Raw genomic sequence first — 14019 nt, 5'->3', positions numbered from 1 at the left:
CACCCGACCCCTCCCTTTGCGCCGGTAGACAAGCTGCAATGGCCAGAGTTGCCGGCGGAAATCAGGCCGGCGCTTCCGCGCCTCGCCTCGCCTTCCACACAAGCAGCAAAATCGCCGCGAGATTGACCAGGTTCCAGGCGATGCCGTTGAGGAAGGCGGCGGCATAGGAGCCGGTTAGATCGTAGATCCAGCCCGACATCCAGCCGCCGGCGGCCATGCCGAAGATCGTCGCCATCAGGACGATGCCGACGCGCCGGCCGGCTTCCTTGGCCGGCATGTAGTCGCGCACGATGATCGCATAGCAGGGAACGATGCCGCCTTGCGAGAGGCCGAACACCAGCGACACCACATAGAGCGAAGCCAGCCCGTCGAAGGGAATGTAGAAAAGCAGCGACAGGCATTGCAGCGCCGAGCCGATGATCAAGGTTTTCACCGCGCCGATGCGATCGGCGAGGAAACCTGAGCCAATGCGGCTGACAACGCCCGCCGCCAGCATGATCGACAGCATGTCGGCGCCGCGCGCGACGCCGTAGCCGAGATCCATGCAATAGGCGACGATATGCACCTGCGGCATCGACATTGCCATGCAGCAGCCGAAGCCGGCAATCACCAGCAACATCTGCAACGCCGCCGGCGACAGCGAGATTGGCTGCGTCGGCCGGCTTCCCGGCGAGCCATGGGTGGCTTCGCGCGGCGCGCCGCGGCGCAGCATCAGCACTAGCGGCACCATGGTGGCGAGGCAGAAGATGCCGATCGCGGCATAGGTGAACCGCCAGCCTTCGCCTTGCATGACATAGGGCATCACCGTCGGCCAGACTGCTCCGGCAAGATAGCTGCCGGATGCGGCCGCGGTCACCGCGACGCCGCGGCGCCGGTTGAACCAGTGCGAGATGTCGGCGATCAACGGGCCGAAGATCGCCGATGTGCCGAGTCCGATCAGAAGCCCCTGGACAAGGGTGAACGCAAGGATCGAGCTGGTCAGCGAGGCGAGCAGGAAGCCCGCGCCGAGCGCAATCGCAGAGACGAGCGCCGGGATCCAGTAACCCATGCGGTCGATGGCGCGTCCGACCAGCATATTGCCGGCGGCGAAGCCGACCATGGTCGCGGTATAAGGCATCGAAGCCGCGGCCCTGTCGACGCCGAATTCGGCCTGCACAGCGGGCAGAACGACGACCACCGCCCACATGCCGGCGCCGCCGATCGTCGACAAAAGCATCGAGACGCCGAGCCGTATCCATGCATAGGCGCTGTCGATGCTGGGGCCATCTGCCCGGCTGGAGACGGTTGTCGTCACACCTTTCCTGTCCGCGCTTGTTGGTGATCGGGCGGTTTCAAACCACCAAGTATCGGCGCATTCCCGGTGCCGAGCAGCGCCACAAGGGACAAATCCGTGGCTCCAGAAATCGGGAACCGGCCATGCCGCCCAGAGTTCTTGCCCCAGGAGAGCGTGTGGCCAAGGGGAGTTGTGCCCCAGGAAGGAAGTTCGCCATGACCGCCAGAAAAAAATGGTCGGCCGAAGTGACCGCGCACAGCGATGCGCTGGATCTCGAGGAGCACATTTTCGAATCCGACGATGCCAAGAGGATCGCCACCTCGCTGAAGCGCTCGGCTGAGCACAGCCATCGCCGCAAGGCTGAGCCGTTCCGATCCGCGATGTCGATGCTGAATTTCTACATCAACCGCGCCGGCAGGAACCTGCCGGAGAAGCGCAAGCGAGTTCTGGAAAAGGCCAAGGACGAGTTGCGCGTCGCTTTCGGGCGCGAGAAGGAAGACTAAGGACTTGTCGAGGTCGGACCGGGCCTCACCCGGGTATCGGTAGGCCTTAGCGCGAGCGGATGACGTCGTCGGTATTCGCGAGCAGCTTGCGCACGGCGTTGCGCGCAGCATCCGGCCGCTGCAGCCGGATGTTCCTCTCGATCGCTTCGTGCAGTTTCTGGGCGTGCTGCAGGTCGTCCAGCTCGCGTGTCGTATAGGCGAAGAGATGATTGAAGGCGGATTCGATCAGGACGCCCAGGGGCACCAGGAGATCGTTGCCGGAGGCCCGGAGAATGGCCAGGTGGAAGCGGGTGTCGGCGCGCGTCCGCTCCTGCAGATTGGTCGCCTCGCCCATCTCGCGGCAGGCCTGGCTGATCTCGGCCATCTGCTCATCGGTGCGCCGCATTGCGGCAAAAGCCGTCGCCTCGGGCTCGATGATGTGGCGGAATTCCTGCACCGTCTTCAGGAACACCTCGCGATCCGGCGACGTCGCGTACCAGGATAGCACGTCGCGGTCGAGCAGATTCCAGCGCTCCTTCGGCTCAACCCAGCTGCCGATCTTCGGACGTGATGCCAGAAGGCTCTTGGCCATCAGCATCTTGATCGCCTCGCGCACCGCCGAGCGGCTGACGTCGAAAGTCTCCGACCATTTGGCTTCGTTGGGCAGGATGGTGCCCGGGGGATAGTCGCCGCGCACGATCCGAAGGCCGATTTCGCTGGCCAGCGAGGTATGCACGCTGGCGCCAGGGATGCGCGGCGCGTCCGGCCGGCGAAGGCCAGCCATACGCTCGGCGGATGCCGCTTTCGTCGGCCTTTTTTCGTTGTTCGGCTTTGCGTCCCGCATATGCCCAGAAAGTCCGGTTTTCAGAAGCTGTCAAGCGCGGCAAGGCCGGCTTTGCCGCCAGACGCCGCGCTGTGCACAGCTCAACCTATGTTTGTCGGCCCTCACGCTGTTTTGACGTATTTGCGCCAGCTGTGTTCGGGGCGGAAGCCGAGCACGTCCCGCGCCTTGCGGTTGGACAGCAGCGTCTCGAATTCACCGAGCTCGGCTTTCACCGGCACGCCTGGATAGAAACGCTTCAGGAGCTCGGCCGTCGGCAGATCGGACGAGGTCTCGTCATTGGCGGCGTTGAACACCTGGTAGCCCAGCCCATCCTTCTCGATGGCGCGCAAGGCGATCTGGCCGAGATCGCGGGCGTCGATATAGCTCCAGGCAATGCGCTTGCGGAAACCGGGATCGGCAAACCATTTCGGGAACAGCGCATATTCATGCGGCTCGATGACGTTGCCGATGCGCAGCGCATAGATGTCGAAACCGCTGCGCAGCGCGAAGGCGCGCGCCGTCTTTTCGTTGACGATCTTGGACAGGGCGTAGCTGTCCATCGGATCGACGTCATAGTCCTCGTCGAGCGGGAAATGCGTCGGGTTGCGCGGCTCGTTGGCGAAGACCAGGCCGTAGGTCGTCTCGCTGGAGGCGATGATCACCTTGCGGATGCCGAGTTTCACCGCCGCTTCGATGACGTTGTAGGTGCCCATCGCGTTGATGCGGTACACCTCGTTGTCCGGGGTGATCATGATCCGCGGGATGGCGGCAAAATGCACCACGGCGTCGACCGGCTGTGCGCGCAGCGATGGATCGAATTCATGCAGCCCGGCATAGCTCGACAGCGCGTTGAACACCTGGCCGCTGTCGGTAATGTCGGTGATCAGCGTGCGCACCTTCGGGTTGTCGAGCGGCTTGGTGTCGATGTTGAGCACCTGGCAGCCATGCTCGACCAGATACTGCACGACATGGCGGCCGGCCTTGCCGCTGCCGCCGGTGAACATGATGCGCTTCGTCATTTTGCTCTCCACATTTCTCAAGGATTGTGTGTATTGTCAGACAATATGGCATTCAGCAACGGCCTGCCAACCGCGATCCGCGAAAACCTTCTCCAGCAATGCTCGCCGGCCGGTCGCGCCGGCGCCGACCATCAGGAAAGACAGGGACGAAACGACATGACCACCACCGCTGCCCGCGAAAACATCGGTTTCATCGGCCTCGGCCTGATGGGGCATGGCATCGCCAAGAACATCGTCGACAAGGGCTATCCGCTCACCTTCCTCGGCCGCAAGAACCGCAAGCCGGCGGATGACCTGCTCGGCCGCGGCGCAAAGGAAGTGGCCACGTCCAAAGAAGTGGCAGCGGCCTCCGACATCGTCTTCATCTGCGTCACCGGCTCGCGTGAGGTCGAGGCGATCATCCGCGGTCCCGGCGGGCTGAAGGAAGGTCTGAAGCAAGGCTGCGTGGTCGTGGATTGCTCGACATCCGATCCCGTCTCCACCGTCGCGCTGGCAGCCGAACTCAGGGCGCTCGGCGTCGACTATGTCGACGCGCCGCTCAGTCGCACGCCGAAGGAGGCCTGGGAAGGCACGCTCGACGCCATGGTCGGCGCGCCCGACGCGGTGTTCGCACGGTTGAAGCCGGTGATCGACACCTGGGCCGGCCGCATCGTCCATATCGGTGACACCGGCGACGGCCACCGCATGAAGCTGCTCAACAACTTCATCTCGCTCGGCTACGCGGCGATCTATTCGGAAGCCTTGGCGCTGGCGCAGAAGGTCGGCATCTCGCCGCCCCGCTTCGACAGCGTGATCCGCAACGGCCGCATGGATTGCGGCTTCTACCAGACCTTCATGCGCTGGACGCTGGAAGGCGACCGCGACGCCCACAAATTCTCCATCGCCAATGCCTTCAAGGATTTGACCTATCTGGAATCGATGGCCGGCGCTGCCGGCATCGCCAATCCGCTTGGCAACGCCACCAAGAATTCGTTCGCGACCGCCTTCGCGGCGGGGCCGGCCGAGCAGTATGTGCCGATGCTGGCCACCCATATCGGCAAGCTCAACGGCGTCGACCTGATGCCGTCGAAGGACGGCAAAAAGCAGACGATCTGAAAGCCGCGACCAAGCCTCTCAGCGTCTTGAGAGCTCGATCACCTCGTCGGTATTGGCCAGAAGCCTGTGCACCGCGCTTCTCGCCGCGGCCGGGCGCTGCAGGCGGATGTTCCGCTCGATCGCCTCGTGCAGGGACTGGGCCCGCCGCTGGTCGCTGTGCTCGCGCGTGACGAAGACGAAGAGATGATCGAGCGCCGATTCGATCAGTACGCCAAGCGGCACCAGCAGCTCATTGCCCGAAGCGCGCAGTATGGCGAGATGGAACCGCGTATCGGCGCGCGTGCGCTCCTGGATATGCGCCGCCTCTCCCATTTCGCGGCACGCCTGGCTGATTTCGACCATCTGCTCGTCGGAGCGCCGCAGCGCCGCGAAGGCGGCCGCCTCAGGCTCGATGATATGGCGGAACTCCTGCACCGTTCTGAGAAACACCTCGCGGTCAGGCGAGGTCGCGTACCAGGCGAGCACGTCGCGGTCGAGCAGGTTCCAGCGCTCCCTCGGCTCGACCCAACTGCCGATCTTGGGGCGGGACGCGAGCAGGCTCTTGGCCATCAGCATTTTGATGGCCTCGCGCACCGCCGAGCGGCTGACATTGAACGTTTCCGACCATTTGGCTTCGTTGGGCAGGACAGTTCCGGGCGGATAGTCGCCGCGCACGATCCTGAGGCCGATCTCGCCGGCGAGCGACGCGTGCACGCTGAGGCCGGCGATCCGCGTCGCCTCGGGTCGTCGTATCGTGGCCGCCTGTGCAGGCTCGGCTAAGCGCTTCCCAGACTTTTCCCGTGGCATCCGCGTTCCGGTGCCTCCTGTCGCGGGCTCCAAGACGCCCGCAAAAACTCTGCCGCATAAGAAGATTCTGGGCGCAAAACTCTTGGCTCCGCTGCCCCGGCAAGGCCGCGTCCATAGTCCTGGCGAAAGGTGGAGGGGCGCCCTTCGAAGGGCGCCCCGGGATCGAAGCCTACTTCTGGATGCAGGTGTCGACCGTATCCTTGGTGCATTCGTCGAGGCCGGTGAAGACCGGATCGTCGACCTTCTTGCCCTGGATGAGGTCGAGCATCACCGATGGCGCCTTGTAGCCCATTTCGAACGGCCGCTGGCCGACCAGTGCGGTCACAAGGCCTTCCCTGGCGATCGCCACCTCGTCGCCGATCGTGTCGGCGGCGCCGATGACGAACTCGTTCTTGGCGATCTTGTCGGCCATCGGCTTGAACAGGTCGCGATAGGGCTGCGGAGCGCCGAACAGCGGCCAGCCGCCCATGATGCCGAAAGCGTCGAGCTTCGGATTGGCGGCCAGGATGTCGGTCATCGCCTGCACGCCTTTGGCGCCGTCGTCATTGGTGAACACCGGGCAGCCCGCCACTTCCGTCCAGCCGCCTTCGCCGGCGAGCGCCGGCAGGCCTTCCTTGCCCGACAGCGCATCGCGCATGCCCTGCGCACGGCGCAGGATGTTGTCGGCGGCCGGATTGCCCTCGATCGTGCAGATCGTGCCGCCATTCGGCTTGGCCTTCTTGATGTATTCGCCGATCCGCTTGCCCATCAGATAGTTGTCGGTGCCGAGATAGGTCTTGCGAAGCGCGGCGTCTTCCTTGGCGAGATCGGCATCGACCGTCATGATCGGGATCGATGGATTGGCGCTCTTGATCGTCTGCGCGATCAGCGGCGCGTTGGACGGCGAGATCGCCATCGCGGCCGTGTCCGGCTTGCTCAGCATGTCCTGCACGATCTGTGCTTCGCCGGCCTCGTCCGATGTCGATGCCGGGCCGGTGTAGAAGCATTCATACTCGGAGCTCGCGTTCTCCTTGTTCCACTTCTCGCAGCCCTGATGGATGGCTTCGAAGAACGGGTTGTCGAGGCCCTTTACGACAATGACGAGCTGTTTCTTGGCCAAAGCCGGCCCGGCGCCCAGCGCCATGGCGGCGACGGCGGCGAGCAAAAGTGATTTCCTCATATCAGTCCTCCCTTGAAAACAGACGGACACGACGTGCCCGCCACACCGATCGGCCCGGATGCAAGCAACACGCGGAATAGGCTCGAAAGTTCGTGTCTCAAGCCGGGCCGACAAGCATTTGCCGATCCGTTCAGCTCGAATGGGCGCCGGCCGGATCCTGAATCTTGCCCATCGCGTCACGCCGAGCAGCGATTTCGCGACGGAAAAATTCTTCCTCCAAAGCTAGCTAATAACGGCTCGCTGCCAACGTCAATTGCTATTTGTCCTACAAAACCGATTTTTCGACGGGACTCGAAATTAATCGCCCGACAATTGATTGACGCCCACGGCCGCATTTGCCTAAATGAGTCTATCGCACCTGCTCGGGAGGAGTTGGAGGCGCGAGGCCCCTGCGGCGCCGGCAATTATGGCAAGGCAGTCGAGGGACGAAAACGGGGAGGCTTAAGGCTGGTGTCGGTTCTCGAACTCGCCAACATCTCGAAGCATTTCGGCGCCATCCAGGCGGTGAACGACGTCTCGTTCACGCTCGAGGCCGGCGAGGTCGTCGGCCTGATGGGCGACAACGGCGCCGGCAAGTCGACGCTGGTCAAGATGATCGCCGGCAATTTCCGCCCCAGTCACGGCACGATGCACATGGACGGCAAGGAGCTGATCCTGCACAAGCCGGCCGAGGCCCGCCAGCACGGCATCGAGATCGTCCATCAGGACCTGGCGCTTTGCAACAATCTGACGGCCGCCGCCAATGTCTATCTCGGCCGGGAACTGCGCCGCGGCATCGGCCCCTTCCGCATTCTCGACTACGCCGCGATGTACAAGCGCGCCGGCCAGCTCTTTGCCGAACTGAAATCCGAGACGCGGCCGCGCGACCTCGTCAAGCAGATGTCCGGCGGCCAGCGCCAGGCGGTGGCGATCGCCCGCACCATGCTGTCGCAAGCCAAGATCGTGCTGATGGACGAGCCGACGGCGGCGATCTCGGTCAGGCAGGTCGCGGAGGTACTGAACCTGATCCGCCACTTGCGCGACCAGGGCATCGCCGTCGTGCTGATCAGCCACCGCATGCCCGACGTCTTCGATGTCGCCGACCGCGTCATCGTCATGCGGCGCGGCAGGAAAGTCGCCGACAAGAAGATCGCCTCGAGCTCGCCCGAGGAAGTCACCGGGCTGATCACCGGCGCCATCGAACAGGTTGCGTAATCGCGTGGATCGGGCGTCCAACGCCTCAGGAAAGGTCGATAATGGCAGTCACCCTTGACCAGACGATCGCGCAGAAGCAGCACACATTCTTCTCACGGCTCTTTGCCAACCAGACCTTCTGGGTGGTGATCGCGGTTATCCTCGCCTGCCTGTTCCTGTCCTTCGCGACCGACGCTTTCGCCACGCAGAAGAACCTCTTCAACATCACCCGCAACATCACCTTCGTCGCCATCGTGGCGCTCGGCATGACTTTCGTCATCATCACCGGCGGCATCGACCTGTCGGTCGGCTCGGTGCTGTGCCTGTGCTCGATGGTGCTGGCCGTCACCATGCATGCCGGCTATTCGATCGAAATCGGCATCCTGGCCTCGATCGTCACCGCTTTAGCCATCGGCGCCTTCAACGGGGTGCTCATCGCCTATCTCGGTTTCCCACCCTTCGTGGTGACGCTCGGCATGCTGTCGGTGGCGCGCAGCCTCGCCATGGTCGCCTCCAACAACACCGTCGTCTTCCAGTTCGGGCCGGACCACGACAAGCTTCTGGCGCTGGGCGGCGGCGCCTGGGTGTTCGGCATTGCCAATCCGGTGCTTTACATGATCCTTTTGGCGTTGATCACCGGCTTCATCCTGCGCTGGACCAAGTTCGGCCGGCATATCTTCGCCATCGGCGGCAATGAGCATGCGGCCACGCTGACCGGTGTTCCGGTGCGCCAGATCAAGGTCGCAGTCTACATGATCTCAGCGCTCTCGGCGGGTCTGGCCGGCATCATCCAGACCGGCTGGCTAGGCGCTGTCACCACCAATCTCGGCAACGGTATGGAGCTGCAGGTGATTGCTGCGACCGTCATCGGCGGCGCCGACCTCGCCGGCGGCGTCGGCACCGCGTTCGGCGCCATCGTCGGCGCCGCCCTGATCGAGGTCATCCGCAACAGCCTCGGCCTGCTTGGCATCAATGCCTTTTGGCAAGGCACTTTCATCGGGGGCGCGATCATCCTGGCGGTGCTGTTCGACCGCATCCGCAACTTCCGGCGCAGCGACTGACGATCACCGACCGACAATGAGAGCATCGACGACGTCGCCAACTACGAGATCGAGCGCTTCATCGACAGCATGCTCGACGCCGCCGATGCGTCGGCGCCGCAGGCGGCGCGCGCTCGCATCAACACGATGCTGGATTTCTGCGTCCGCAAGGCAATCCAGCTGATAAAGGCCAATGTCTGCGAGCGCATTTCCCCGATCGAAAAGTTGTGGACCAGCCACACGGAGTTGATCAAGGCGCACCGTGTGGCGGTGGCCAAGCACGGGCGGCGGCGGGAGCGGATATTCTCTGGAACACGGCGGAGAAAGTATATCGGCTGGTGTGAAAACTTTGCCAAACATACCAATGAAGCCGCATCTATTGCGGCGTAGCGGGTGCTTTAGGTCCGTTCTTTTGAAAGTTTTCTAGAGCGTCCCGAAATTCCTGTTCGTTCTTTTTGCGAAAACCCTCGGCACCGTAGCGTGCGATCCCTTCGTCAAGCGATTTCGCGACACTGCCGCCAAAGGTCGGAAGTCGTGCTGGCTGCTCGCGTTCGGTCCACAGCCAGAAGCCCACTACAGTCAGCACAGCGACTGCCATCGCCAGAAGAACGCTTCTATTGAGTATCGCTGACATTGTCGGCCCCTAGCATCCTCCGTAGCAGCCTAGGGTCAATTTCTTAAAACTTGGCGGCGACTGCGCTTACATTTTTAGCCAGAACAAGTGGCGCTTAGACGGCACATCCCACGAAGCCGCCGTTCACTTCACTCGAACTGCTCATCGACCGGTATCCGCATCGCCGTCACCGATTATGGATTCCGCGCTTTTTGCTATTCAGCTGCTGCAAGACACTCTTCGGCCAAACCGCGCTGGGAATATGCGCGTCAGACACGTTCGACATCGCTTTTTTTGGGCGTGACCGGAAACCTCGGCCCCCGCATGGGCCGGCAGGATCAGGAAACGCATCGCTGCCACCAGCCCGAGCAGGCCGATCGCGAAAAAGGCGATCCTGAAGTCCATCAGGTTGGGCGCCGCGCCGCTGCGCACGATCTGCGACAGGTTGAGGATCGCCGCGGCCACGGCCACGCCAAACAGCATCGCCACCTGCTGCAGCATGCTGGACAAAGTCGCGGCCGAGCTGCGCTGCGGCGCGCCGATATCCGCAAAGGCAAGCGTGTTGAGCGCCGTGAACTGCATCGAGCGCGTCAGACCGGCGACCAGCATCAACGCCACGACAAGTGCCAGCGGCGTCTTGGGCGAAATCACGCCGCACGCCGCGATTGCAAGCGAGGCAATCACCCCGTTGACCACCAGCACCCGGCGGAAGCCAAAGAGTCTGAGCGTCGGCGTGGTCACCGCTTTCATCGCGAGGTTGCCGAGGAAGTAGGCCAGGATCAGAAGGCCGGCGTCCACCGGCCGCATGCCAAAGCCGACCTGGAAGAGCAGCGGCAGCAGGAACGGCGTGGCGTTGATGGCGACGCGAAAGATCGTGCCCGCCGAGAGCGTGGAGATGGCGAAGGTCGGCACTTTGAAGGGGGACAGGTCGAGCAGCGGATGCGTCACCCGCCGCACGTGCCGCACGGCGAACCAGCCGACCGCGACGCCGGCGGCAACCAGGCCCACTGTCGGCAGCATGCCATCCTCGGGATGCGCAAGCCGTTCCAGCCCATAGAGCATCGCGGCGAGGCCGAGCGCGGTGAGGAAGAATCCCGGCCAGTCGAGCGGCCTGATCTCGGATTCGCGATCGCCCGGAACGAAGCGCGCGACAAGCAGCAGCCCGGCGAGGCCGAGCGGAACGTTGATGAAGAAGTTCCAGTGCCAGGACAGATAGGTGGTGATGAAGCCGCCGAGCATCGGCCCGATCACCGGCGCGAACAAGGCCGGCCAGGTGATCAGCGCCGTGGCGGCGAGCAATTCGGACTTGGCGGCGTTGCGCAGCACCAGGATGCGGCCGACCGGCGTCATCAAGGCGCTGCCGAGGCCCTGAACGATGCGGGCGGCAACGAATTGCGTCAGGCTCTGTGAGTAGCCGCAGGCGATCGACGCCAGCGTGAACAGCCCGATCGCGACCAGGAAAATGTTGCGCGCGCCAAACCGGTCGGCAAGCCAGGCCGACAACGGCACGAACACCGCCATGGTCAACATGTAAGCGGTGATCCCGATGCTCATCGCCACTGCCGGCACGCCGAAAGACTGCCCATCTGCGGCAGCGACGTCGAGATGATCGTCGAATCCAGCAACTGCATGAAGAAGGCGACGGCAACGATCAGCGCGACGCGCCGCGCCTGGCGCGCCGCAGTCGGCACGAGCGGGGATACGGCCTCATTGTCGGGGATGCTGGTCATGACGCGCCGGTTGAACAGCATAAGGCTGAACCAGTCCAGAGTTTATCCAACAAACTTTCGTGTCGGCCCGCCGCCTGTTATGGATGAGCGCGGGCCGGACGAGGGAAATGCATGAAGCCGATCTATATCGACTACCTCAATGCTCTCGACATTGAAGCCCTTGCCCTGAGCGATGCCGACATCATCGACGCCGTCGAAGCCGGGCTCGTCGCCCAGGGCAAGGGCCAGACGGTGATCGAGCCGCGCGTCCATCTCGAGCCGGATCCGTCCTTCCGCGGTCATTTCAACGTGCTGCGCGGCTATGTGGCGCCGCTCGATGCGGCCGGCGTCAAGATCGTCGGCGATTATGTCGACAACTACCTGCACGCCCTGCCGTCCGAATTCGGCATACTCAACCTGTTCGACCCGCGCACCGGCGCGCCACGCGCCATCCTCGACGCCACCGTCATCACCGATATGCGCACCGGCGCGGTCACCGCCATCGGCGCCAAGCATCTGGCCAAGAAATCATCCAGGGTGCTCGGTCATATCGGCGCGCGCGGCACCGCCTATTGGAACGTGCGACTGCTCGATCACCTGTTCGACTTCGACGAGATCCGCGTACATTCGCGCCGCCCCGAAAGCCGCGACGCTTTCGCCGCGAAGCTTGCCGCCGACCTCGGCAAGCCGGTTATCGCCGTTGCCGACTGGAAGAGCTGCGTGGAAGGCGCCGACATCGTTGTCGAGGCCTCGCGGCTGCCGGAACCGCAACCCCTGCTCAAGACCGCCTGGATCAAGCGCGGCGCGCTGGTCGTGCCCTACGGCACAATGAGCGCGGTGGAGCTTTCGCTTACCGACATCATGCAAAAGATCGTCGTCGACGACTGGGGTCAGTGCAAGGGCGGCAAGTTCGGCTCGCTGCGCGCCCATGTCGAGACGGGACGGCTGAGCGAGGCGACGCTGCATGCCGAGCTCGGCCAGATCGCTGCCGGGCACAAAGCGGGCCGGCAAAGCGACGGCGAGACGATCCTGTTCTGGCATCGGGGTCTGTCGCTCTCCGACATCGCGCTCGGCAAGGCGATGCTGGCCAAAGCCGCGGAACAAGGCATCGGCCAGAGGCTGCGTTTCGCATGACCCCGCTCGTTCTCACCGGCGCCGGCGTCAGCATCGAGGACGTGGCCGCCGTGGCGCGCAGTGCAGGCAAGGTCGAGATCACGCCGGCGGTCATCGAGAAACTCGGCAAGGCCCGCCAGGTCCTCGATGACGCCGCTGCCGGCGGCCAGCAGATCTATGGGCTGAACACCGGGCTGGGCGCCAATCTCGGCACCGCTGTCGAAGGCGATGCCGGTGCCTTCCAGCGCCAGCTTCTCGACGGACGCGGCGCTGCGGTGGGAAACCCATTGCCCGCCCAGCTCGTGCGCGCCGCAATGTTTGCCCGCATCGCCATGCTTTCCGCCGGCGGCTCCGGCCTGTCGCCGCATGTCCTCACCGCGCTTGTCGATCTGCTCAACGCCGGCATCCATCCGGTGATGCCGTCGCTGGGCTCGATCGGCGCCGGCGATCTGGTGCTGATGACCGCGATAGCCCACACGCTGATCGGCGAAGGCGATGCCGACTATCAGGGCAGGCGCATGCCTTCGGCAAAGGCGCTGATGATGGCGCGGCTTGCGCCGGTCAGCCTGGCACCGAAGGATGGTCTGTCGCTGATCAACGCTTCCGCGGTTTCCACCGGCGCCGGCGCCCTGGCGCTCATCGACGCGCTGTCGGCACTCGAACAGCAGGAGCAGGCCGGCGCGCTCACCATGGAAGCGTTCGGGGCCAACCGCACCCTCCTTGAGCCGCGCCTGCATCTGGCGCGTCCAGCCGCCTGCCAGCAGGTAGCGGCAAAGGCGTTGCGCGACCTGCTCACCCGCGACGGGACGCCCGCGCCGACCACCCTTCAGGACCCGCTGTCGATCCGCTGCATGCCCTCGATCCACGGCGCGCTCATCCAGGCGATCGACCATGCCCGGCTCGCCGTCGAGATCGAACTCAACGCGTCCGCCGACAACCCGCTGGTGCTCGCCGATGATTCACTCGTGCTGTCGACCGGAAATTTCCACACCGCCTCGCTGTCGCTGGCCTTCGAGACGCTAGGTCTGGCAGTTGCGCAATGCGCGGCGGCGTCGGCCGCGCGCTTCATCCAGCTCACCGGCTCAACCCGCCACGGCTTGCCGAAATACCTGTCGCCAATCGGCGGCGCGTCCGCCGGCTTCGTGCCGCTGCAGAAGACGGTGACGGCGATCCTGGCCGCCATCCGCCACAAGGCCAATCCGGTGATGCTCGACTTCCTGCCCGTGTCCGAGGGCGTCGAGGATCATGCGACGCAGACTCCCCTCGCCGTCGCCAAATGCGTCGAGATGATCGTGCTGTGGCGGCGGCTGATCGCCCTGGAGCTTATGGCCGCCGCACAGGCCGTCGATCTTCGCGAAGGGCTCATTCTTGCACCGGCCACCAGCGCGATCCACGCGGCCGTCCGCGCCCATGTGCCGACGCTTAAGGAAGACCGGCCGCTCGGATCCCATGCCGATGCGCTCCACGCGGTGCTCGCCGACGGGTATTGGCTCCCTGCGGTGCACCAAATACTGCTCGATTAGACGAGATCAGGGCACCGCATCGTTGCGGACCACCAACGACAGATCGAGATCACCACCCGCCCAAGCCAACCCTCAGGCCAACTGGCCGCTCGCCCCGAATCGGATGGCCGGGCTCCGCCGCTTATGGGCCCGCCGGCCGCGCCCCTCGGCACCCTCTTGGGTTGCACGATGAGTTCGGATATGAAGAGCCAAGGGCATATAAGGGGTGGCT

At 64.1% G+C, this 14019-nt stretch carries 12 protein-coding genes and 2 pseudogenes; 7 read left to right on the top strand and 7 right to left on the bottom strand.

Annotated features, from left to right (window positions below; genetic code table 11):
• Positions 1-61: 61 nt before the first annotated feature.
• Positions 62-1294: an MFS transporter gene (locus A9K71_RS06990; RefSeq protein ID WP_066992282.1), complete on the bottom strand. Its 1233-nt coding sequence runs from the start codon at positions 1292-1294 to the stop codon at positions 62-64.
• Between the two features lie 194 nt (positions 1295-1488).
• Here A9K71_RS06990 and A9K71_RS06985 point away from each other — a divergent pair, with 194 nt between their 5' ends.
• Positions 1489-1776, top strand: a complete 288-nt coding sequence (locus tag A9K71_RS06985; RefSeq protein WP_066992279.1) for a DUF3175 domain-containing protein — start codon at positions 1489-1491, stop codon at positions 1774-1776.
• A gap of 46 nt (positions 1777-1822) precedes the next feature.
• Here A9K71_RS06985 and A9K71_RS06980 read toward each other — a convergent pair whose 3' ends face one another.
• Positions 1823-2599, bottom strand: coding sequence for a FadR/GntR family transcriptional regulator (locus A9K71_RS06980; protein ID WP_066992276.1), 777 nt, complete (start codon positions 2597-2599; stop codon positions 1823-1825).
• A gap of 101 nt (positions 2600-2700) precedes the next feature.
• Positions 2701-3597, bottom strand: a complete 897-nt coding sequence (locus tag A9K71_RS06975) for an NAD(P)-dependent oxidoreductase (RefSeq protein WP_066992368.1) — start codon at positions 3595-3597, stop codon at positions 2701-2703.
• 156 nt (positions 3598-3753) lie between these two features.
• Between A9K71_RS06975 and A9K71_RS06970 the strand changes: the two genes are divergently transcribed.
• Positions 3754-4692 carry an NAD(P)-dependent oxidoreductase gene (locus A9K71_RS06970; protein ID WP_066992365.1) on the top strand — a complete coding sequence of 313 codons (939 nt, stop codon included), beginning with the start codon at positions 3754-3756 and terminating at the stop codon, positions 4690-4692.
• Between the two features lie 18 nt (positions 4693-4710).
• On the opposite strand, the gene A9K71_RS06965 is transcribed toward A9K71_RS06970, so the two are convergent.
• Together A9K71_RS06965 and A9K71_RS06960 are read right to left on the bottom strand one after the other, a co-directional pair.
• The gene (locus A9K71_RS06965) at positions 4711-5478 is read right to left on the bottom strand and encodes a FadR/GntR family transcriptional regulator (protein WP_066992273.1); all 768 of its coding nucleotides are present in this window, start codon (positions 5476-5478) and stop codon (positions 4711-4713) included.
• 169 nt (positions 5479-5647) lie between these two features.
• The gene (locus tag A9K71_RS06960; RefSeq protein WP_066992270.1) at positions 5648-6637 is read right to left on the bottom strand and encodes a sugar-binding protein; all 990 of its coding nucleotides are present in this window, start codon (positions 6635-6637) and stop codon (positions 5648-5650) included.
• 450 nt (positions 6638-7087) lie between these two features.
• Between A9K71_RS06960 and A9K71_RS06955 the strand changes: the two genes are divergently transcribed.
• The 3 genes and pseudogenes from A9K71_RS06955 to A9K71_RS32400 all read left to right on the top strand — a co-directional run.
• Entirely contained in the window at positions 7088-7831 is a 744-nt protein-coding gene (locus A9K71_RS06955; protein WP_066992363.1) for an ATP-binding cassette domain-containing protein, read from the top strand.
• A gap of 41 nt (positions 7832-7872) precedes the next feature.
• A complete protein-coding gene (locus A9K71_RS06950) occupies positions 7873-8871 on the top strand; it encodes an ABC transporter permease (RefSeq protein ID WP_066992267.1) in 999 nt (332 codons plus the stop codon).
• Positions 8872-8880: 9 nt separating this feature from the next.
• Positions 8881-9194: pseudogene (locus tag A9K71_RS32400) on the top strand (AraC family transcriptional regulator); the annotation flags it as partial.
• Between the two features lie 32 nt (positions 9195-9226).
• Here the strand turns inward: A9K71_RS32400 and A9K71_RS31220 are convergent.
• Entirely contained in the window at positions 9227-9484 is a 258-nt protein-coding gene (locus A9K71_RS31220) for a hypothetical protein (protein WP_095829444.1), read from the bottom strand.
• Between the two features lie 198 nt (positions 9485-9682).
• Positions 9683-11193: pseudogene (locus A9K71_RS06940) on the bottom strand (MFS transporter).
• A 111-nt stretch (positions 11194-11304) separates the two neighbouring features.
• On the opposite strand from A9K71_RS06940, the gene A9K71_RS06935 reads away from it, so the two are divergent.
• The gene (locus tag A9K71_RS06935; RefSeq protein WP_066992260.1) at positions 11305-12306 is read left to right on the top strand and encodes an ornithine cyclodeaminase family protein; all 1002 of its coding nucleotides are present in this window, start codon (positions 11305-11307) and stop codon (positions 12304-12306) included.
• Positions 12303-13808, top strand: a complete 1506-nt coding sequence (gene hutH, locus A9K71_RS06930; protein ID WP_066992257.1) for a histidine ammonia-lyase — start codon at positions 12303-12305, stop codon at positions 13806-13808. Before A9K71_RS06935 ends, hutH begins: the two co-directional genes overlap by 4 nt.
• The last annotated feature ends 211 nt before the right edge of the window (positions 13809-14019 follow it).

The organism is Mesorhizobium sp. WSM3873, from assembly GCF_001672445.1.
Lineage (GTDB): Bacteria > Pseudomonadota > Alphaproteobacteria > Rhizobiales > Rhizobiaceae > Mesorhizobium.
The sequence above is the reverse complement of the archived record's forward strand: the minus strand, read 5'-3'. Positions and strand labels throughout refer to the sequence as shown.

Excerpts from the sequence above, each read along its gene's own strand:
- A9K71_RS06975 (WP_066992368.1), bottom strand. The coding sequence starts at position 3,597 with ATGACGAAGCGCATCATGTTCACCGGCGGCAGCGGCAAGGCCGGCCGC.
- A9K71_RS06985 (WP_066992279.1), top strand. The coding sequence starts at position 1,489 with ATGACCGCCAGAAAAAAATGGTCGGCCGAAGTGACCGCGCACAGCGAT.
- A9K71_RS06970 (WP_066992365.1), top strand. The coding sequence starts at position 3,754 with ATGACCACCACCGCTGCCCGCGAAAACATCGGTTTCATCGGCCTCGGC.
- A9K71_RS06965 (WP_066992273.1), bottom strand. The coding sequence starts at position 5,478 with ATGCCACGGGAAAAGTCTGGGAAGCGCTTAGCCGAGCCTGCACAGGCG.
- A9K71_RS31220 (WP_095829444.1), bottom strand. The coding sequence starts at position 9,484 with ATGTCAGCGATACTCAATAGAAGCGTTCTTCTGGCGATGGCAGTCGCT.
- A9K71_RS06960 (WP_066992270.1), bottom strand. The coding sequence starts at position 6,637 with ATGAGGAAATCACTTTTGCTCGCCGCCGTCGCCGCCATGGCGCTGGGC.
- A9K71_RS06935 (WP_066992260.1), top strand. The coding sequence starts at position 11,305 with ATGAAGCCGATCTATATCGACTACCTCAATGCTCTCGACATTGAAGCC.
- A9K71_RS06980 (WP_066992276.1), bottom strand. The coding sequence starts at position 2,599 with ATGCGGGACGCAAAGCCGAACAACGAAAAAAGGCCGACGAAAGCGGCA.
- A9K71_RS06950 (WP_066992267.1), top strand. The coding sequence starts at position 7,873 with ATGGCAGTCACCCTTGACCAGACGATCGCGCAGAAGCAGCACACATTC.
- hutH (WP_066992257.1), top strand. The coding sequence starts at position 12,303 with ATGACCCCGCTCGTTCTCACCGGCGCCGGCGTCAGCATCGAGGACGTG.